The organism is Arthrobacter castelli DSM 16402 (genome assembly GCF_000430705.1).
Taxonomy (GTDB): domain Bacteria; phylum Actinomycetota; class Actinomycetes; order Actinomycetales; family Micrococcaceae; genus Arthrobacter_C; species Arthrobacter_C castelli.
In genome coordinates, this window is sequence record NZ_AUMN01000031.1 from 1 (window position 1) to 20,117 (window position 20,117).

A 20,117-nucleotide genomic window follows, 5' to 3' on the forward strand; every position below is an offset into this window, starting at 1 on the left:
AAGCATGACCCTGGAAAAACACCTGATCACCACCACCGGGATGATCCTTACCCCGAAAGAAATGATTCAACCCCACCTCATACAGGGTCGCCGCACCGGCATACGTCGAAATATGACCCCCCACCCCAATACCGGGCCGCTGCGCACGATGGACCAACACCGCAGCATTCCACCGCAACCACGCCCGATACCGCCGCTCAATCTCCTCATCCCCGGGAAACACCGGCTCCTGATCCACCGGAATCGTATTCACATAATCAGTCGTCGTCACCATCGGCACCCCCACCGACTGCGCACCAGCACGCTGCAACAACGACCGCATAATAAACTGCGCCCGCTCCGTACCCTGAACAGCAACCAACTCATCCCACGACTGAACCCACTCAGCCGTCTCCTCCGGATCGGCGTCGGCCCGGGTGCCGATCAGGCCAGTGAGGATTTCCGCTGTTTCATCGTGTGCGGACATGACTACCTCTTTTCACCCGCGGCCTCGGCCACAGGGACGTGCTTGCTCATTTCATGATACGGAATACAGTTTCCGCTATGCTAAATACAGTGAACTGCCCCCACAATGGATATGTCAATTACGGCTAAGGAGCATGTCACATGAAGCACACCACGATACCTGCCTCCGGCACCATTCTGATCACCGGCGGCGGATCAGGGATAGGCCGCGCGAGTGCACACGGCTTCCTCGATGCCGGCTGGACGGTGGTGCTGGCCGGGCGCGGCCGCCCAGCGTTGGACGAAACCGCCGAAGACCATCCGCACGCCCATGTGATCCCCGCAGACATCACTGACCCCGCCGACGTCGAGCGGCTCTTTGACTATATCGGCACCGAAGTGGGGCGGCTGGATGTGCTGTTCAACAATGCCGGCACGTTCGGTCCCGCCGGAGCCGTGGATGAGATTCCGATGGCGGCGTGGGAACAAACCGTTTCGGTGAACCTGACGGGCTCGATGCTGTGTGCGGCCGCGGCGGTGCGGCTGATGAAGGCGCAGCAGCCGCAGGGCGGGCGGATCATCAACAACGGCTCAATATCGGCCCATGCCCCGCGCCCCCTGTCCGCCGCCTACACCACCACAAAACATGCCATCACCGGGCTGACCAAGTCGATTGAACTGGACGGGCGCCCATATGGCATCAGCTGCGGCCAGATCGACATCGGCAACGCGGCAACGGCGCTGATGGAGAACATCGGCAGCGGCCCGGGAGCGCTGCAGCCCGACGGCACTCGCAGGACCGAGCCGACCTTCCCCGTCGAGGAGGCAGCCGAGGCCGTGCTGTTCATGGCGCAGTTGCCGCCGTCGGCCTCGGTTGGCACGATGGTGATCACGGCCAGCGGGATGCCCTTCATCGGCCGCGGCTGACCAGCGCTATCGACCATCCGGCCTGCTCCGACGAGGCCCTGTGAACCGGAGAACAATGCACCAACGGATCATTCTGGACTGCGACCCGGGCCACGACGACGCCATCGCGATGCTGCTGGCGCACGGCAACCCCGGCATCGAGCTGCTGGCAGTGACAACCGTCGCCGGCAACCAGACGCTGGACAAAGTCACCCGCAACGCGCTGGCCGTCGCCCGCGTCGCCGGGATGACGGGCGTCCCTTTCGCCTCCGGCAGCGCCCGGCCGCTGGTCCGGACCCTTCGGACGGCGGCGGACATCCACGGAGAAACCGGCCTGGACGGCCCGGCCCTGCCGGATCCTGCCCTCACGCTGGACCATCGGCACGCCGCTGACCTGATCATCGACACGGTGATGAACCACGACGCGTCAACGGTCACCCTGGTGCCGACCGGACCGCTGACCAACATTGCGCTGGCCGTGCGCAAGGAACCACGCATCGCCGACAGGGTCCGTGAGGTGGTGCTGATGGGCGGCGGATACCACGCCGGCAATCAGACCGCGGCGGCGGAATTCAACATCATCGTCGATCCCGAGGCCGCGCATATCGTCTTCAACGAGCAGTGGCCACTGACCATGGTCGGCCTGGACCTGACCCACCAGGCGCTGGCCACCGAGGACGTCTCCGCCCGGATCGCCGCCGTCGGGACCGGCCCGGCACGCTTCGTCAGCGAACTGCTCGGCTTTTACTCCGGCGCGCACCGGCACGCCCGGAACCCACGGGACTCCCAAAGCACCGGTTTCCCGCCGGTGCATGATCCCTGCGCGGTGGCCAGGGTCATCGACCCCGCCGTGATGACCACCCGGCCCGCACCGCTGGATGTGGAGCTTTCGGGCACGTTGACCTTGGGGATGACGGTCGCCGACTTCCGCTCCCCTCCCTCGGCTGACTGCACGACGTCGGTGGCCGTGGACCTGGACACGGAGCGATTCTGGGCCTTAGTGGTCGACGCCGTCGAGCGGCTCGGCGGGGGCGGGCTGTGAGCGCCGGCTCCGCCAACGAGCGGACAGCGGACGTCAGCGGGCGAGTGCTCGTCGTTGGGTCCCTGAACATGGATCTGACCGTGCGCACCGAGCGGCACCCGGCCCCCGGTGAGACTCTCGCCGGATCTGAGCTGGTGCTCGCCCCGGGCGGCAAGAGCGCCAACCAGGCCGCCGCCGCCGGGGTGCTGGGGGCCGACGTCGTCCTCCTCGGGGCCGTGGGCGCGGACGGGCACGGCGACATGCTGCTGGACGCGGCCCGCCAAGCGTCGGTCGATGTCTCCGCGGTGTTGCGTCGTGAGGAAACGTCCACCGGCACCGCCATGATCGTGGTCGACGCCGCCGGGGAGAACACCATCGTATTTTCGCCCGGCGCCAACGGCACCCTCAAACCCGAAGACGTCCGGACCGAATTGTTCGATGATGCCGCGGTATTGTGCCTGTGCCTGGAAATCCCCATGGACACCGTGCTCGCCGCCGCCCGTACCGCCGCCGGCACCGGGACTCAGGTGCTGCTCAACCTATCGCCCTACCAATCGGCCCCTGACGAACTACTGGCGCTGACCGATGTGCTGCTGGTCAACACGCACGAGGCCGCGCAGGTGCTGGGACGCGAGTCCCTGGAGGGCATGGGCGCCGGCGGGCCGGACACCTCCGGATGGGAGGCGGTGCTGGCCGGGTTCGGCCGGCTCGGGGTGCCACGGGCCGTCGTCACGCTTGGCGCCGACGGCGCCGTCGTACTTGACGCCACGGCCGACGTCGGATCCCGGATCCAGCCGATCGCACCGACGGCGGTCGACGTCGTCGATACCACCGGTTCCGGGGACGCCTTCACGGCGGCTATTGCGCAGCAACTGGCCGAGGGAGCTGCCCTGACGGACGCCGCGCACGTGGCGGCACGGGCCGGGGCGATGGCCGCGACCCGCTCCGGGGCACAGTCCTCCTACGCCGCACTGCGACCGCCGAACGGGACGTAGCGGACGGTCGCGGCCGGGCTCCTCCGGATGGTCCGGCTGCAGCCCCAGCTCATGCGACGGACTTAATCTTGACGACGAAGACCGCCCCCAGCAGACCGATGACTGCGGACGTGACGTACAGGGTCAAGTAGCCACCTGCGGTCAGCACCAACGGACCTGCAATGACCGGGGCGAGCACCTGCGGCAGCGAATTGGCCACATTGATCACGCCCATGTCCTTTCCCCGGTCCGCCGCCGTCGGCAGCACCTCGGTGAGCAGCGCAAAGTCCACCGCCAGATAGGCACCAAAGCCAATCCCCAGCACGAGCGCACCGATAATCGCGCCGGTCATCGTCGGGAAGAAAGCCAGGATCAGGGACGCAGCCGCGATCACCGCCGACGAGGCAATGACGATTGGCTTGCGCTTCCCCATCCTGTCGCTGAGCCGTCCGCCGAGGACTGCCGTGACAATGGTCATCGCCGCGTAGAGGCCGGTCAGGATCAACACCCCATTGGCCGGCTCGGGATATCCTACCGCATCCTGCAGGAAGTAGAACAGATAGAGCGTCACAATGTGATTACCCAGGTTGACGAGGAAACGGGTCAACCAGGCCCATCCGAAATCCGGGTACTGGCGCGGCGAGATGTAGAAGCCGGCGACGAACCTGGACCAGGAGAAGGGAGGCCGGTCGGCCGGATCGAGGCGCGCGTCGTGGCTGTTGACCACGTACGGCACTACGCTGAGGAACAGTGCCACGGCGCAGACGATGTACCCGGCGACGAAGCCCGCCACGACCGCAGCGATGACGGCCCCGCCGACGAGCCCCACGGTCACCCCCATCCCGACCAGCCCGCCGATCCGCCCGCGCTGGGCACGCGGCACCCGGTCCGGCACGGTTGCGGTGATCGCGGCCACGGCGCCGTTGCATCCGGTCTGCACCAGGCACCACAGGATCGTCATCGCGGCGATGTTCGGGGCACCGGCCAGACCCAGGAGGGCGGCGACGCCCAGGACGGCCCCGCCCAGCACCCACGGCACCCTGCGGCCGAATCGTGACGTCGTCCGGTCCGAGAAAGCCCCGAAGATGGGGTTGGCGACCAGCGATACGGCGGCACCACAGCCGGTCACCAGCGCCAGGATGGCTTCCTTATTCACCGGGTCCAAAGCCTGCGCTTGCTGGGCCAGCAGCACCTGCAGCGGCCCGAAGAAGGCAGCGTTGATTCCCACATTGACCAGCACGACGGCGGCAACCCAGCCGGCGCGCACGTTCACCGTGGGTTCGGACAGCGCCGGCACCTTGGGCAGTGAGGCATCGCCGGGCACGGAGCGGGATGGGCTCATAGTCTGAAGCGTACAACCTGCCGCGACGCTGTCCAGGATCGATCAGCCGGAGCTGGTGTAGCCGCCGATGTGTTGGACCGTCGCCGAGGGACCGTTTAGCGTGGTGCTATGCCAGCCAGCCAGACCCCGGGTAAATCCAGTGCCAGTCCGCTGCTCGTCCTCAACAAGATCAGTGCGATCCTGGATTCCTTTTCGCTGACCCGCCCCGAGCTGAGCCTGGCTGACATCCGTGCCGCGACGGACATGCCCACCTCCACCGTGCAGCGGCTGGTACGGAACCTCACGGATCAGGGATTCCTGGAGCGGGACGGCGAAACGTACCGGATCGGCTTGAAAATGGCGTACTGGGCGGCCCCCGCCACCAAGGGGATCGAGGTGCTGGACCTGATCAGCCCGCTGTTGAAGGAGCTGCGGGACGCCACGGGTGAAACCGCATGCTTCTTCAAGTCGGAGCAGAATTACCGGGTGTGTGTCGGAATTGCTGAAACCAACCACGCCCTGCGCCGCGAAATGCATTTGGGCAAGATTCTTCCGCTGCATGCCGGCTCGGCGGGCCGGGTGCTGCTGGCATGGGAGCCCGAGCTGCTCGACCGCATCGTCACGGGGCCGCTGGAACCTATCACCGACTACACCATCACCACTGCGGAAAGCCTGCGAACGGCCGTGCAGCATACCCGCCGGGATGGCTTTGCCATCACCACCGGTGAGCGCGAGGACGGAGCATCCGGCCTGTCGGCACCGGTGTTCGACTCCGCCGTCGGGCTCGTCGGCTCTGTGACCATCAGCGGGCCGACACTGCGCATGCCGCTGTCCGTGTGCGAAGACTGGGTGGAGATCCTGCTGCAGACAGCCGAAAAGATGACACGATTGATCGGCGGACGCTACCCCGGCGAAGCCGGAGCGTGAGCCGCCGTCAACCGTATGGTGGCTGTTAGCTGGTCCGTGCGCCGTCATCCGCGGACGCAGCGGGGCTCATCACCCAGTCGAACGCTTCTGCCTTGGACCGGGCGCCTTGGGCGGACTTCGAACGATTGGGTTCGGCCAGCTCGCTGACCAGTCCTTCCGAGAGCCGGACCAGGTCGCCGAACTTCGCGGGCGTGAGCCATGGCGGACGGGTGGCGAACAGAATGTCCTCGCTGGAGGTGTTGCCGCTGGCGCCCGGGGCAAAGGGGCAGCCGCCCAGTCCGCCCAGGGCTCCGTCGACCATCGTGGCTCCGGCTTGGATCGCGGCCAGGGTGTTTGCCACGCCCAGGCCCCACGTGTCGTGCCCGTGGTAGACGACACGGCGGGCGGGAGTTTCGTCCCGGACACGCTCAATCAGGCCGGCGACCTGGGCCGGAACGGCCTGGCCCAACGTGTCGCAAATGACCACATCGCTTGTTCCATCGGCCCGTGGATCAGCTGCGATGTCCAGCACCCGCTGTTCGGGCACCATCCCTTCGAAGGGGCAGGTGAACGACGTCGCGATGCACAGCTGGATCCTTCCGCCGACGTCTTCTGCCAGCTTTACTGCCTCCGGCAACGCTTCCAGGCTCGCGTCGGTGGTGCGTCCGATGTTGGCTTTGTTGTGTGAATCGGTTGCCGACAGGCAATACTGGAAATTCCGCGCTCCGGCAGCCGCGGCTTTGGCCACGTGCCCTGGAGTGGCCACCCAGATCCAACACGCATCCAGCTCCTCCGCACTCAGGGCCTGGACCACCTCAAGCGTATTGGCCATGGGCGGCACCAGGTCTCCCCGCGCCATGGATCCCAGTTCGATGGATGTCACTCCCAGGCGCAGCAGTTCCCGGACGGTTTGCACTTTCCGTTCGGCGGACAGCATCTTCCCTGTCAGCTGCAGTCCGTCCCGCAGGGTGACGTCGCGCAGTTCCGCGGCAGGTTCCATGGTGAAGTTCATGGCTGGACAGCCTCCTGAGGATTGGATGCGGCATCGATATCTTCGTCGGACATGCGCAACAGCCCGCCGAGGATCTCCGTGGTGTTTTCCCCCAGGTCCGGCCCGAGGTTGCGGACAGGCAGTGATGTTTCGCCGATCACGGGCACCACTCCAGGGAATCCGACGTCGGTCAGCACTTCCTCGCCAGTGGAGACGTCGAACTTCTGGATCATACCCCTGGCGCTGTACTGCTCGTCCGCCGAGATGTCAGCAGCGCTGTAGATCGGCCCCGCCGGGACTCCGGCCGCGTCGAGTGCCTCCAGCGCTTCGGCGGCCGTACGCTGCATCGTCCAGTTGCCAATGGCTCCGTCGAGTTCTTCCCGCCGTTCCCATCGGCCGGCGTTGCTCTGCAGGTCCGGCGCTGAGCCGAGGTCAGGACGGCCAATGAGTTCCATGTAGCGCTGGTAGATGGAGTCGCCGTTACCCGCGATGACGATGCTGGATCCGTCCTTGCAGAAGTAGGCGTTGGACGGCGCGATCCCCTGCAACCGGCCGCCGACCCGTTCACGATGCACACCATAGGCTTCGTAGTCGGGCACCAGGGACTCCATCATGGAGAGCATCGCTTCGTTCAGGGCGACATCGATAATCCGCTCCTGCAGCGGCGATGCCGTCCCGGCCTCGCGCCGTTTCACTTCCCGCCGGTAAAGGCTCATCACTGCACCAAATCCTGCATAGAGCCCGGCGATGGAATCTCCGATGGAAACCCCCACGCGTACCGGTGGCCGGTCCGGATCGCCGACCAGATTGCGGAATCCACCGTACGCCTCAGCGACGGCGGCGAAGCCCGGGCGGCTGGACATCGGCCCCGTCTGGCCAAAGGCGGAGATCCGGGTGATGATCAGCTCCGGGTTCACCTCGTTCAGGACGTCCGGTCCCAGGCCCCACTTCTCCAATGTTCCGGGGCGGAAGTTCTCCAGCAGAATGTCGCACTGCTTCACCAGCTCCAGCACCGCCTGACGGCCCGCGTCGCTGCGCAGATCCAGCACGATCGACTTTTTATTCCGGTTGAGGGTCCGGTACAGCATTGACGTGTCGCCCTTGTACAGCCGCCAGTTGCGCAGTTCGTCACCGGTGCCGGGGCGCTCGACCTTAATCACTTCGGCGCCGAAGTCGGCCAGCAGCCGGCCGGCGGTGGGCGCCGCAATATAGTTCCCCAGCTCCAGCACCCTCACGCCTTCCAGCGGAGCGATAGTTTCGTCAGTCATGTCCCCTCTTTCGTTTGTCTTGTCAGTATGGATGGCCAGGCTCCTTAGAAGAAGAGACTCATCGGCAGGATCAGCAACAGGGCGACGACGGATGCCACTGACACCCCGACGGATACCGACTTCAGCGCTCCTCGTACGCTCTGGCCGAGCAGCGACTGCAGCAACCAAAACGTGTTGCTGGTGACGTGGACCATGAACAGCGAACCTGCGCCGGCCGCCAGCGCAAGCAGCACCGGCTCCAGCCCGATGGTTGCAGCAACCGGCGCCAGCAGCCCCGCTGAGGTGATGGCCGAGATCGTCACAGATCCCACGGCAATGTGCAGCACCGCTGCGATGGCCCAGACCATGATCAGTGGGGCCACCGTATTGGCGGAAAAGAAGCCCCCGAGGATGTCCCCCATTCCGGCGGCTGAAACGGTCGCGGCGAGAGAACCGCCGACGCCGGTGAGGATCAGGATTTGGCCGCTTTCCTTGAAGCCGCTGCCGATTGCCTCTTCCACACGGCTCTGTCCCATGCTGTAGCGGCCCACCAACGCGGTACCGATCAGGCCAATCAGCAAGGCAATGGTCGGTTCGCTGATCAATTTCAGCCATGAAATCTCGATCTTGGCGATCTCCAATATGGCACCGGCGGCCATCAGGACCAGGGCAAACAGCATCGGGGCGAAGAGCACCATCAGCGGAGTGCTCCGTTCCTGCCGGTCCAGCACCTGCACTGATGACGGCTCACCTGCAAGCTCCCCGTCGTTGGTATCCGCCGGGCCGCCGGCGGCGGGCGCGGGCGCTGCGCCGGACATGGCCTCTTCGTCGTCTACGGCTGGGTCGTCGTCATCTTCGACGTCGGCGATCTGGTCCTTCTCTTCATTCCAGAAGCCTCTGCGGAACAAGAAGGTCATAATGGCAATGGAGATGATGATGGTTGGCACAATGAGGATCAGCCCAAACAGCAGCATCTTTCCCAACGGGACGCCCAGCACACCGGCCAGGGCAACGGCTGCAACGCCCGGGACCATGAGCACAATGCCACACTCGAGGGAGATAGCCATCGATGTGGCGACCCGGGGCAGTCCCAGCTTGCCGATCTTCGGGGCCAGCTTTCTGGCCAGCGGGGCCGAGATGACCAGCAGCACGTCAAGGAAGATCGACTGCAGGAAGGTTCCCATCGAAAGCCCGAGTGCGTAGGGAAGTCGCTTCGGACCGAAGACATCCAGCAGCCGATCAACGAGCCGCCGGATCGCGCCCGTCTCATTGAGGATGGCTCCCATCAGCACGCCGAAGGCGATGAGGAGACCGACGTCGGTCATAATGTCGCCGAATCCTCCGGCGATAGTTTCGACGGTCTTTGTCACTCCGAGTCCGGTGGAGAGCCCGAGATAGACAGAACCAATCACCAGTGCGATGACCGGATTGGTCCGGAATCGGACGATCAAAACCACGACCGCCAGAACGGCGACGGCGGTATTGATGATGATAGCGATGTCAGACATATTCTGATCCGTTCGTTTCAGGTCATTGAATCGAAGGTCCTCGCGCCGCGTGTGACCACCAGCACAGAACGGAACCCATACTATGAGCTGAATCTCATAATGTAAATCACGTGACGCTGGCGCCACACACAAAATGCTGGGCCAGGACGACCGCCATGCCAGCGGCGCCCTGGCCCGACTACACTCGGGGAATCACGAGCTCATAGTGGAATCATCGTCGCCCGTGCGCCTGTCAGTAGTATTGCGACGCATTGTCGCCCTGCCGCATGCCAATCCGCTGCAGATGGAACCGCCGCGCCAGGCGAATCACGGGACGCAACAGGAAGTCGATACTCCCGAGGACAAAGAAGGTTATCGCCCAAAATTCCAGTGGCTTGAAATAGAACAAAACACTGCCGACAAAGAAGAAGATTCCGATCAGGATGTCGTTGATGATCGACAGCGACTCGTACCGGTTGCTGATGATGATCTCATCGTGGCCGATGTCGATTTTGACCGGCGGATCCTTGTCCGGTTCCGCGTCCTGTGCGGCACGGTCCCGGTTCACGTTGGGCTCAGTCATCGATATTCAGCCTCCTGACGACACAGCTTTCTCTCCTTACGGTAAAACCGATCCACCCATATCACAAGCAGCCTTACTTTTTCGCACGACGGGCCGGTGTGGGATGCTTGTCCGGGGAGGGAGCGGCACATGAGATTGAATCCGCGCATCAAAGACCGTGGACGCCAGCGCACTCCGGCGGGCCAAGGCACCGGAGCGTGGCTGGGGATGCTTGAACAGGGCGCGCATCTGCTGCAGGACAACGCGCCGATGCAGGGATTCAACGCCTACGTGGTCGGGTTCCACTGCGCCAAGGGCGAACCAGGCTTCCAAATGGAGGCCCACCACTACTGCCGGGTGGTCAATGACGACTTGCTGCAGTGCGTCCTGTTCGATGGAAACACCAAGGACGCCAACTTAATCGGCATCGAGTACATCGTCTCCGAACGCCTGTTCGACACCATGCCGGACGCGGAGAAAACCTACTGGCATCCCCACAATTACGAACTGCTCTCCGGCCAGCTGGTGGCACCGGGCCTTCCCGAGGCCGCGGAGAAGGCCCTGTTCAAGCTGCTGCTGAATTCCTACGGCAAGACCTGGCATACCTGGCACACCAGCAACCATGGCGGCCGCCCTGGCATGGACCTCCCGTACGGCGACCCCAAGCTGATGTGGTCATTCAACCGTGACGGCGAATGCGACGAGGACCTGCAGCAAGACCGTGACACTGCTATGGAACTCGACACTGAAGCGAAGCGAGCCGACCGGCAAACGTTTGTCGAACATGCCAACCCGCAGCACGGCGTCAATGAAATGAGGGATGACTTCCCGGACTCCACGCCGATCCCCGGCGTCGTCGACATTGAGGACGCGGGCGAGGCTGGGTAGTCGTTGGTGCCCTGACCTGCTATCCCACGGTCGATCCTTCGAGTTGATGCAACCGGTACTCCAACTTATCTCTCCTCCGGCCGTCTTCGCCGAGATCTTCGGTCCGATCTATGTAATCGTGCTTCCAGCGGTTTAGAAGAAAGTCATCAACAATTCGTACATGTCCGGGGTCGAATTTGTACTTGATCCTGTCCCTGATGAATTGCCAATCGGCGGATCCCAGGATTGACGAGGCCTTACTGGCTGTGGTGACTCCATTCGCATTGAACAGCTCCACAAGCCACCCGTATTGCTCCATCTTGCTCCGGGGATTATCCGGCAAATTACCCTCCAGTATCGTCAGCAGCCCACTTCCTGTAAGCACATCGTCGTCATCGTCGATGGGGACCTCGCCCTCAGCCTTTTGCCCCGACACCATCTTATTGATTTCGGTGAACTGCTGATCTGCCAGTTCGATCAGACCCGATGCCAGGGTGAACGCACGATTTATCTCGGGGCGCGCACGGCTGGCCGCCTTGTACCGCACATCGTGCTCAAACTCAGCCCAGGCGTGCTGCAAGACTGTCCGAACCTGAACCTCGAACCGCTGCCCTGTGTAGGCGGAACATCCGTTGGGAGGCTTGGTCTGGCCAATCTGCAGAACCAAGTGCTGCCCTGAATACCCAAATTCGCCCTTGCGTTTCTGCTCGGAAGTCTTGTCAACATGCTCAATCTCATTGAAACTTCCGCGAAGCGCCGCCATTGCCAGTTCGACGTCTTCGTTGAGATAGGTAATCACTCGAAGTCCGATAATATCGTCGATGTCGTCGGTCCCATTGATATACTTCGGAGATCCGTCGGAAAGGGTGCGGCTTAGTTTACGGCGGAGAGACTTACTCTCTTTCACCCGCTCGTCGACCACGTGATAGTTGAGCCCATCATCATCCAACCGGGCTCTCACAGCCGCGAGTATCGCTTTGGACGCGCTCTTGTACTTGCTGTCATCGTCCGAATATTCGCGCATCCATTTGTCTACGTCGGCTTGGTGCGCAACCGGCTCCTCCATAATCGACCACCCCTCAATGCGGCATTGATTCATCCATATCCAGTTTGATCGAATATGGGTCATAACAACATATCGGTAAGGACTATCGGCCACGCAGCCGCGACGAGTGGGCCTACGCCGCGGTGGCTACGACTGCATGTCCTCTCCAACAATCCGCCGCCGCCCGGCCCGATATCCAAAGACGGCTCCAAGCACGCCGACGACGAGGAACATCACCCCCGCGGCGGTGAACGTCCCGGTTCCCTCGTACAGCACCCCGACCAGCAATGTGCCGGATGAGCCAACGCCGTAGCCGACGCCCTGCATCATGCCGGACAGGTGGGACGCTGTTGCGGCGTCGCGGGTGCGCAGCACGATCATGGTCAGCGCCAGCGCCGTCATGCTTCCCTGCCCGAGGCCCAGCATGGCGATCCAGACCCAAATCAGTTCCAACGGCCCGAAGATGCTCAACGCGAAACCGCCACCGGTGAGCAGCGCGATCACCAGATTGATGGTCCGCTGGTCGTAGCAGCGGGCGGCGATGGCGGGAGCCAGGAAGGAACCGGCCACCTGCAGCAGGATGGAGACGGCGACCATCAGTCCCGCCGTGCCGCCGTCGACCCCGCGTTCGCGCAGGATCGGCGCCAGCCACGCGAAGACGCTGAACGACATCATGGCCTGCAGAACCATGAAGATTGTCACTTGCCAGGCGGTGTGCGAGCGCCACACCGACGGCCCGCCCACGGCCTTGGAGATTCTGGCCGGCTTGCGGCGCAGGGCCAGTGGCGCAAACAGCAGGACGACGACGGCGGCCGGCAGCGTCCAGGAGAACAGCCCGAATTGCCACGATTCTGTGGCGGCGTAGATGGGATGCGTGAAGCCGGCCCCCAGGGCGGCGGAGGCGCAGATCGCACCGGTATAGAGCCCGCTCATCGTTCCCAGCCGGTGCTGGAAATCCCGTTTCACCAGCGAGGGAAGCAGTACATTGACGACCGCGATCGCCGCACCACAGGCAATGGTTCCGGCCAGCAGCGCCGGCGCCGCGCCGAGTCCGCGGGCCGCAAGTCCGGCGGTCAACACGACCATGGCGGCCAGGATCACCCGTTCCGCGCCGAACCGCCGCGACAGGGAAGGAGCCGCGGGCGCACAGACACCGAGCAGCAATACCGGCACGGTGGTCAGCGCACTCACCAGCGCCGCAGACATACCGGTGGCGGAGGTAATCTCGGGCAGGATCGCCGAGAAGCTGGAATACAACGTGCGCAGGTTGAGCCCGATCAGCACGATACAGACCGCGAGGTAAACCAGTGCACGTCCGGTATTAAGATGCGATGAGCCGGCTCCGGGAGTCGGCTTCGCACCCGACTGCCTCAATCTGTCCACCAGGAAACCCTCAATTCGTCTGCTGCAGGGATACCGTATCGCAGCGGCACGGTGATGGCGCCAATGAGACGTCCGGAGAAACTTCCGAGCGCGGTCGGGGTCCTACACCGGGGCGATGACGCCCACGGGTTCGCGCTTTTCGGCCTGGAATCGCAGTTCGTCGCGGCCCAGTGCCCAGTAGGCGGACAGCGAGAGCTGGTCCCGGGTGACACCGCGTTCCTTAAAGATGGACCGCAATGACTTCATTGCCCCACGCTCGCCGTGGGCAAAGATCTGGGTCCCCTCGGCCTGCCATTCCAATCGGCTCACCGCTTCGGGCAGCAACGGCTGCGTGCCGGGGACAGCACCATCGCGGTACAGCCACTGCACCCGCAGCCCCTCAGGCTTCACCAGAGAGATGCAGTCTTCCGGCCCGTCCACTTCGAGCAGCACATCTCCCTGGGCATCGGCGGGCAATGCCTCCAATGCGGCGGCGATAGCGGGCACGGCGGAGTCATCGCCGACGAACAGGTGCCGCTCTGCAGCCGGATCCGGAGCATACTGCCCGCCGGGGTCGCCGAAGACCAGCCTGTCCCCCGGCGTCGCCGACACCGCCCATGGCCCCGCCAGCCCTTCGTTGCCGTGGACGACGAAATCAATGGCCAGCCGCTGTGCCGCCGGATCCGACCACCGCACGGTGTAGGTGCGCGTGGTCGGAAGGTCCTCGGGCGGCAGCACTTCCCGCAGCGCAGCCATGTCATACGGAGGCTCGAGGCCGAGTTCGGGCCGGGTGAAGTAGATCTTGACGTACTTGTCGGTTGCGTCTTTGTCCTGGAAGGCCGCATAACCTGGTCCACCCGCAATCAGGCGGACTGTGTGCGGGTTAATCCACTCGGTTTCCTGCACGGTGAGAATGGTTTGCGGCCGTGCGGGGCGCGAATCGCTGGTCATGCATCGTCCTCGGTTGGGGTCCGCCTCCGACGTCGGGCGGCCAGAGCCACCTTAGCACCGCCTGGTTAGGTAACCCTAACTTTGTTACCGGACGAACTCACCGGCCAGCACCCGGCCGGCCACCTCGGTCAGCATCCGCACCCCGTCCAGCATGTCCTCGTCGCTGGTCAACTCGCGCTCGTTGTGCGAAATGCCTTCGACGCTGGGGACGAAGAGCATGATCGTGGGGACGATGTCCTTCAGATTGGTGGAGTCGTGCCCGGCCAGCGTCCGGACGGTGCCATGGCTGAGTCCGAGTTCGTCGGCGCTGGCTGCGGCGAGCTCCATGCCTGCCTGGTCGTAGGCCTTCGCATCCCAGATGTGCTCCGCCCCGCGCTCAATACGCACGTCGGCCCGCTGTTCGATGTCGGCAATCCGGCGATGCAGTTCGGCGTCGGCGGCGGCCAGCACGTCGGCGTCGGTGCTGCGCACGTCCACCAGCAGCTTGACCTGGCTGGCCACCACCACCGGCGAATTGGGAAAGACGGTGAACTCACCGCAGGAGGTGATGACCATGTGGTCGTCGGTGCTGTGTTGCTCGGCGATTTCCCGGGCGGCCACCACCAGCGAGGAGGCCCCCAGCAAGGCGTCGTGGCGGTCGGCGATAACGGTGGCACCGGTGTGGGCCTGCTCGCCGTGCACCACGAACTCGTACTTGTTGGCGCCCCAGGTCGATTCGACCAGCCCGATGGTCAGTCCGGCATCCTCCAGCGACCGGCCCTGTTCGATGTGGATCTCCGCGTAGCATGCGATATCCAGGGTGAAGTCGCCGTGGGTGCCGATATCCTCAAGGGCCTGCTGGACCGTCACTCCGTGCGGGTCGGTGGTCTGCAGCGCCTGTTCGGCGGGCAGTTTTCCGGTAAACACCGAGCTGCCCATCATTGAGGGTTTGAACCGGCATCCTTCCTCGTTGAACCAGTTGGCCACTGCGATGTTGAGCGCCGGCGTCCGGCCCTCGGCCGCCAGCCGCCCGGCAAGCCGGAGTGCCGCGTGCGCGCCGGCCAGCACCCCGTAGGCCCCGTCGAATCGTCCGCCGAGAGGCTGCGAGTCCAGATGGGAGCCGAGCACCAGGTACGGCGCACCGGGGACCAACTGAAGCAGCGCAAATTGGTTCCCCACCTCGTCGTAGTGGACGTCGAAGCCGTGCCCTTCCATCAGCCCGCGGAACCAGGTGCGGGATTGGCCGTCCACGGGCGTCGCCGCCTGCCGGTCCACGCCGCCTCCGGCGGTGGCACCGATCGTGCTCAGCGACCTGAAGTCTGCAAGGAATGCGTCGTCCGGGGGCGTTTCATATGCCATTTCTTCTCCTTTGGCTGCTGTCTTTAAGTTCGTGGCGCTTCACTGCGGCCGTCGTAACTGATCTCGCCGCCGACGATGGTGGCGAGGACATCGAGGTCACCAATATCGGGCGCGGTCAGCGGCGAGCCGGAGAGCATGGCGAAGTCGGCCAGCTTCCCGGGCTGCAGGGTGCCGCGGTCGACGTCGTTGCCGGTCGCCTTCGCAGCCCAGTCGGTATAGGTGCGCAGCGCTTCCTCCGGAGTCAGCCCTTCGGCCGCCCCGCCGAGCACCAGGCCGTTGTCGGTCGTCCGGTCCACCCAGGACTGCATTCCGCGGCGCACATTGTTGTCCGCGACCGGCAGATCCGAGCTGCCCGCCACCACGATGCCGGCGTCGACCAGTGAACGGCCGCGGTAGAGCCATCCTTCGCGGTCAGGACCGACAAGGGTGGCGAACTGGTCACCCAGCGGTCCGATGAAGGCGGCCTGCGGTGTGACGGCGATACCTTCGGCGGCCGCACGTTCGACCTGGTCGGGCCGGGCAATGCCGAAGTGCTCGATGCGGTTGGGCAGCGCATTGCGTCCGTAGCGGCGTTGGCAGTCGGCGATGATGTCCTCGGCCAAGTCGATGGCCGCATCGCCAATCGCGTGCAGCGCGATCGGCCATCCCGCCCGGTACGCCGCAGCCACCCGCTGCTTGTACGAATCGGCGTCGTCGAGCAGGTAACCGGTGTTATGCCGGTGCCCGCAGTATTCTTCGGTGACCGCCGCCGTCGCTCCCAGCAGCGAGCCGTCCATGAACACTTTGGTCGGTCCCAGCGCCACCCATTCGTCCCCAAACCCGGCCATCGCGCCCAGGTCAAGCCCAAGCCCGGCGCCTTCACCGTGCATATCGTCGTCGTTGCCCGAGACCGGACGGAGCGCGTCCAGCGCAGGCATCAACTGCGCGCGGGCGTGCAGCCGTCCGGTGCGGCGCGCGGTCTGGTAGGCCTGCACTTCGATGGGGCTGTGTCCGATCCAGCCGCCGCCGATGCCGGCCTCGGTGAAACTGGTGATCCCCTGGGCGGCGTAGCGAGTGGTGGCTTGATCCAGCGCGTCGACAATCTGCGATACCGGATAGGGCATCAGCATGTCCTGGATCAACGCCTGGGCCGCTTCCTCCACGACGCCGGTCGGATACCCCTCCGCGTCACGGAGCACTGCTCCCCCGGTCGGGTCCTCGAAATCCGGTTCAAAGACGCCGGCCAGCCGCAGCGTGGCGGTATTGGTGATGGACGAATGCCCGGAGACGTGGCGCAGGTACAACGGGCGGTCGCCCGTGATGGCATCGAGCCGGGCGATGTCCGGGTGCCGGCCGTCGTGGTGCTTGTGGTTGAAGCCGGTGCCGTTCACCCACGCATCCGGTTGCCCAGCCAACCGCTCCGTCTCCGCTTCCAGCAGCGCGTACAGTTCCTCGAGCCCGCGGGCCTGCCCCAGATCGACCGCCTGCAGGCCAAGCCCCCACCACGTGGTGTGGCAATGCGCGTCGATAAATCCCGGGACCACTGTGGCGCCATCCAGATGCTCGACCCGCTCGGCAGTGCACTCGTCCAGCTCTTCATCGAATCCCGCGATGCGCCCGTCCAGCACGCCCACGCTGTGCGCCGTCGGCCGATCGTCGTCGAGCGTGATGATCTCCGCGTCACGCAAAATCAGATCCAGCAACATTGGCCGCCCCCAATCTTTCCGTCAAGTATCAGTGCTTGAACCCGGGCAGGTCCACGCTCATCCGCGGAGCGATAATGCCCGCGACCGTGGTGAACAGTGACAGGAAGACCAGCATAGCCGCCGCCGGCCACCAATGGTTTGCCGCGGACGCGACCAAGGCCGTGGCCATCAGGGGGACGAATCCGCTGATCATCCCCGCAACGTTCTGGCAGAAACCAACCCCGGTATAACGGGTGCTGGCCGGGAACAATCCCGTCAGCACGGTTCCCGATGCGGCGTAGGGGAAGGACAGTGCAGCAACGGCCACCGTCATCCCAAACACCACCAGGAAGCTGTTGCCGCTTTCAATCAACAGGAAGGCCGGAACGGCGACGACGGCGGAGAGCAGCCCGCCATAAATGATCACCTTGCTCGCGCCGAACCGCTCGGCCAGCCGCCCGCCGGCGATCAGCACCGGAATCTCGAACGCGGCAGCGACGAGACCGCCGAGGAGCATCAGCGACGCCGAATAGTCCAGAATGGCTTTGCCGTAGTACACCACGAAGGCGGTCACCAGGTAGAACCCGCCGACGCCGAGCAGGGCGGCGGCCATCCCGACGATAATCTGTCCCCAGTGCTTGGACACCACCGCACGGATGGGCGCCTTCTCGGTGGCGTCGCGTTCCTTCAGTTCGGTGAAGACCGGTGACTCATCAAGCCTGCTGCGGATGTAGAGCGCGACCAGCACGATGGGGAACGCGGCCAGGAACGGGATGCGCCAGCCGAAGGCGGCGAAGTTTTCCTGGGAGAAGAAGAGCGTCATCAGGTAGAAGCCGCCGGAGGAAAAGATGGTCCCGATGGGCGAACCGATCTGGGGCAGTGCAGCGTAGCGGGCGCGGCGTTTCAGCGGCGCGTTCTCCACCACAATCGTCATCGCCCCGGACCATTCGCCGCCCACAAACAGGCCCTGGAATACGCGCAGCAGCACCAGCAGGATGGGCGCAGCAATGCCGATGGCCGCGTAGGAGGGCAGCAGGCCAATCAGGCCGGTGATCACGCCGATCCCCACAATGGTGATCATCAGTGTCTTGCGCCGCCCGATCTTGTCACCCATGGCGCCGAAGAACATGCCACCCAGGGGACGGGCGACCAGCCCGACACCGAACGTCGCAAAAGACGCCAGAATGGCCGCTGTCGCGTTCTCGGAGACGAAGTACTGGATATTGAAGACCAGTGCGGCGGCAGCGCTGAACAGGAAGAAGTCGTACCATTCCATCGCGGTACCGACCAGCGCACCTATGGCGACCTTTGTCGCTTCCTTGTCGGTCAGGGTCCGGGTGGTCCCGGCCTCGACGTTTGCTGTTTGAGCCATCGGCAGCCTCCGCAATCGCATTGAAGCCGGACCCATAGGGGTGGACCCGGCTTATTGTTCCTGGTTAACAGCCTGCATCTGTGAGCCAGCTCATTGCCTCACGGAAAGGCACTGGATTCTTGCCCCAACTTGTGCAAAAGCACATATTATGAGGCATATGCAGCCCATCCCGCCTCCGCAAAACATCGATTCCGTTACCGCCGCCGATACCGCAGCCACCGATGCCGGCGATACCGCCCGCTGGCACACCCTCCTTGACCGCCTCTCCGTACCGCGGCTCACGGACATCTTCATCTCGAAATTGCTGAAGCTGCCGGATTACAACGATGCCCCACTACCGCTTAGCGAACTCCGCCGCACCGGCGCGGCGTCGTTCCAGCTGCTGATCCAGAGCCTCAGGCACGACGTCGACACCCAAGAGTTGGCGGCCCAACGGTTCCGCATCGCTGCCGACGTCGGCGTCTCCCGCGCCCGCGCCGAAGTGCCGGTCGAGTCGCTGATGACAGCCGTGCGACAGGACTTTTCGGTGCTCTGGACTGAGCTGCGCGCCCTGGCCGACAACACGGATTCTGACCTGCTGGTCCGCCATACCGAGAGCGTCTGGTTGACCGTCGACTCCTACGCCGGCCAGGTGCAGACAACGTACGTTGCCGAACGGCAGCGGATGCAGAACGAGGCGTCCTCCGTGCGGCAGGGATACATCGCAGGCATCTTCGGCCCCACGACCCCCACCGCGGAGCGGTTGGCACAGATCTCCGGGGCGCTGGGCGTCGAGCAGGATGAGCCGATGAACGTGGCGGTCGCCGCCGGCGAGGAAGTTCCCGGCCTTCGCGTTGCGGTAACGTTCGCGTCCCAGCACGGGCAGGAGATCTTCACCCACCCGCTGCCGGATGGGTTGGTGGCCTTCTGGCCCGCGGTGGAAGCACCAGGATCCATCCTGCGCGAGGCAGCGGGCAAGATCCGCCAACTGCGCTGCGGCCTGGTGGAGGGCGCCGGCGGGCTGGCATCGCTGGCGCCGGCGGCACGCATCGCCCGGGAATTGGCGGATCAACTGCACGACGGCGAGCAAGGTGCCCTCACGCTCAAGGCAGCGTGGGCGCGGATCGCCCGCACCAGGCTCGCCGAGACCGGCATTCCGGTTGCTGCCGACGTCGATACTGCCTTGGCCGGCTGCGGTGGCGCTGAGCGGACACGGCTGGTCGAGGCTGTGCAAGCCTACCTGGCGACCGGCAGTGTGGCGGATTCTTCGCGCCGGCTGTTCTGCCACCGCAATACGGTGATGAACCGGCTCCGCCGATTCGGCGACCTCACCGGCATTGACGTGCTGGTCCCTGAACAGGCCGCCCGGCTGGTGGTCGCCTGGTCATGAGCGGCGCGCGGTGCTGATAGGTCCGCCACCTCCGCCGGCGCTGTATTCGAGACTCGGTCCCCTACGGGTGGCGAAACGAGCAGCTGCGAGCGTCAGACTTCGGCGGGGAGGTGGCCCTGCCCGTTACCCCCGGACTCAGAATCGCCGGTTAGCTAAAGAACAGCCGGTCCCCTGAGCAGAATCGGGCTTAGCCTAAGGAATCGCCGATTGCAACCGGCGATTCCTTAGGGAAGGGCATACTCTGCGGCATTCCGGGTCGGGATGGCGGGCCCGGGGTGCGCCCGGGGCGG

General features: G+C 64.6%; 17 protein-coding genes and 1 pseudogene. 6 read left to right on the forward strand and 12 right to left on the reverse strand.

What is annotated here, in order from left to right:
* Positions 1-466, reverse strand: a pseudogene (locus tag H535_RS26970) (pyruvate dehydrogenase (acetyl-transferring), homodimeric type); the annotation flags it as partial.
* A 140-nt stretch (positions 467-606) separates the two neighbouring features.
* On the opposite strand from H535_RS26970, the gene H535_RS0120130 reads away from it, so the two are divergent.
* From H535_RS0120130 to H535_RS0120140, 3 genes are read left to right on the forward strand one after another with little or no spacing between them, the layout of a single operon-like run.
* Complete coding sequence (locus tag H535_RS0120130) at positions 607-1,371, forward strand: SDR family oxidoreductase (protein WP_035770330.1); 765 nt, start codon at positions 607-609, stop codon at positions 1,369-1,371.
* A 55-nt stretch (positions 1,372-1,426) separates the two neighbouring features.
* Complete coding sequence (uriH, locus tag H535_RS0120135) at positions 1,427-2,392, forward strand: uridine-preferring nucleoside hydrolase UriH (protein WP_026820956.1); 966 nt, start codon at positions 1,427-1,429, stop codon at positions 2,390-2,392.
* Positions 2,389-3,366 (forward strand): ribokinase, encoded by a 978-nt coding sequence (locus H535_RS0120140; protein ID WP_081416847.1) that lies wholly within the window; start codon positions 2,389-2,391, stop codon positions 3,364-3,366. Before uriH ends, H535_RS0120140 begins: the two co-directional genes overlap by 4 nt.
* Before the next feature lie 49 nt (positions 3,367-3,415).
* Here H535_RS0120140 and H535_RS0120145 read toward each other — a convergent pair whose 3' ends face one another.
* Positions 3,416-4,687, reverse strand: a complete 1,272-nt coding sequence (locus H535_RS0120145) for an MFS transporter (RefSeq protein ID WP_026820958.1) — start codon at positions 4,685-4,687, stop codon at positions 3,416-3,418.
* Between the two features lie 108 nt (positions 4,688-4,795).
* Between H535_RS0120145 and H535_RS0120150 the strand changes: the two genes are divergently transcribed.
* Complete coding sequence (locus H535_RS0120150) at positions 4,796-5,593, forward strand: IclR family transcriptional regulator (protein WP_026820959.1); 798 nt, start codon at positions 4,796-4,798, stop codon at positions 5,591-5,593.
* Between the two features lie 25 nt (positions 5,594-5,618).
* On the opposite strand, the gene H535_RS0120155 is transcribed toward H535_RS0120150, so the two are convergent.
* The 4 genes from H535_RS0120155 to H535_RS26975 all read right to left on the reverse strand — a co-directional run bounded on the left by H535_RS0120155 (position 5,619) and on the right by H535_RS26975 (position 9,880).
* The gene (locus tag H535_RS0120155) at positions 5,619-6,584 is read right to left on the reverse strand and encodes a beta/alpha barrel domain-containing protein (RefSeq protein ID WP_026820960.1); all 966 of its coding nucleotides are present in this window, start codon (positions 6,582-6,584) and stop codon (positions 5,619-5,621) included.
* Positions 6,581-7,831: a CaiB/BaiF CoA transferase family protein gene (locus H535_RS0120160; protein ID WP_026820961.1), complete on the reverse strand. Its 1,251-nt coding sequence runs from the start codon at positions 7,829-7,831 to the stop codon at positions 6,581-6,583. The genes H535_RS0120155 and H535_RS0120160 overlap by 4 nt, the downstream gene beginning before the upstream one ends.
* 44 nt (positions 7,832-7,875) lie before the next feature.
* The gene (locus H535_RS0120165; RefSeq protein WP_026820962.1) at positions 7,876-9,318 is read right to left on the reverse strand and encodes a GntP family permease; all 1,443 of its coding nucleotides are present in this window, start codon (positions 9,316-9,318) and stop codon (positions 7,876-7,878) included.
* Between the two features lie 232 nt (positions 9,319-9,550).
* The gene (locus H535_RS26975) at positions 9,551-9,880 is read right to left on the reverse strand and encodes a YrhK family protein (RefSeq protein WP_051299596.1); all 330 of its coding nucleotides are present in this window, start codon (positions 9,878-9,880) and stop codon (positions 9,551-9,553) included.
* Between the two features lie 129 nt (positions 9,881-10,009).
* Here H535_RS26975 and H535_RS0120175 point away from each other — a divergent pair, with 129 nt between their 5' ends.
* Positions 10,010-10,747 (forward strand): OBAP family protein, encoded by a 738-nt coding sequence (locus tag H535_RS0120175; protein ID WP_026820963.1) that lies wholly within the window; start codon positions 10,010-10,012, stop codon positions 10,745-10,747.
* Positions 10,748-10,766: 19 nt separating this feature from the next.
* Here H535_RS0120175 and H535_RS0120180 read toward each other — a convergent pair whose 3' ends face one another.
* From H535_RS0120180 to H535_RS0120205, 6 genes are all read right to left on the reverse strand, one after another.
* Positions 10,767-11,792 carry a GTP pyrophosphokinase gene (locus tag H535_RS0120180; RefSeq protein ID WP_051299597.1) on the reverse strand — a complete coding sequence of 342 codons (1,026 nt, stop codon included), beginning with the start codon at positions 11,790-11,792 and terminating at the stop codon, positions 10,767-10,769.
* Positions 11,793-11,918: 126 nt separating this feature from the next.
* Positions 11,919-13,145, reverse strand: a complete 1,227-nt coding sequence (locus H535_RS26980) for a CynX/NimT family MFS transporter (RefSeq protein ID WP_035770333.1) — start codon at positions 13,143-13,145, stop codon at positions 11,919-11,921.
* Between the two features lie 111 nt (positions 13,146-13,256).
* Positions 13,257-14,084, reverse strand: a complete 828-nt coding sequence (locus H535_RS0120190) for a siderophore-interacting protein (protein ID WP_026820965.1) — start codon at positions 14,082-14,084, stop codon at positions 13,257-13,259.
* Positions 14,085-14,168: 84 nt separating this feature from the next.
* Positions 14,169-15,422 carry a M20 family metallo-hydrolase gene (locus tag H535_RS26985; protein WP_035770336.1) on the reverse strand — a complete coding sequence of 418 codons (1,254 nt, stop codon included), beginning with the start codon at positions 15,420-15,422 and terminating at the stop codon, positions 14,169-14,171.
* 23 nt (positions 15,423-15,445) lie between these two features.
* The gene (locus H535_RS0120200) at positions 15,446-17,107 is read right to left on the reverse strand and encodes an amidohydrolase (protein ID WP_026820966.1); all 1,662 of its coding nucleotides are present in this window, start codon (positions 17,105-17,107) and stop codon (positions 15,446-15,448) included.
* A 28-nt stretch (positions 17,108-17,135) separates the two neighbouring features.
* Positions 17,136-18,458: an MFS transporter gene (locus tag H535_RS0120205; protein ID WP_026820967.1), complete on the reverse strand. Its 1,323-nt coding sequence runs from the start codon at positions 18,456-18,458 to the stop codon at positions 17,136-17,138.
* 157 nt (positions 18,459-18,615) lie between these two features.
* Between H535_RS0120205 and H535_RS0120210 the strand changes: the two genes are divergently transcribed.
* Positions 18,616-19,827, forward strand: coding sequence for an RsbRD N-terminal domain-containing protein (locus H535_RS0120210; protein ID WP_081416852.1), 1,212 nt, complete (start codon positions 18,616-18,618; stop codon positions 19,825-19,827).
* Positions 19,828-20,117 lie beyond the last annotated feature (290 nt).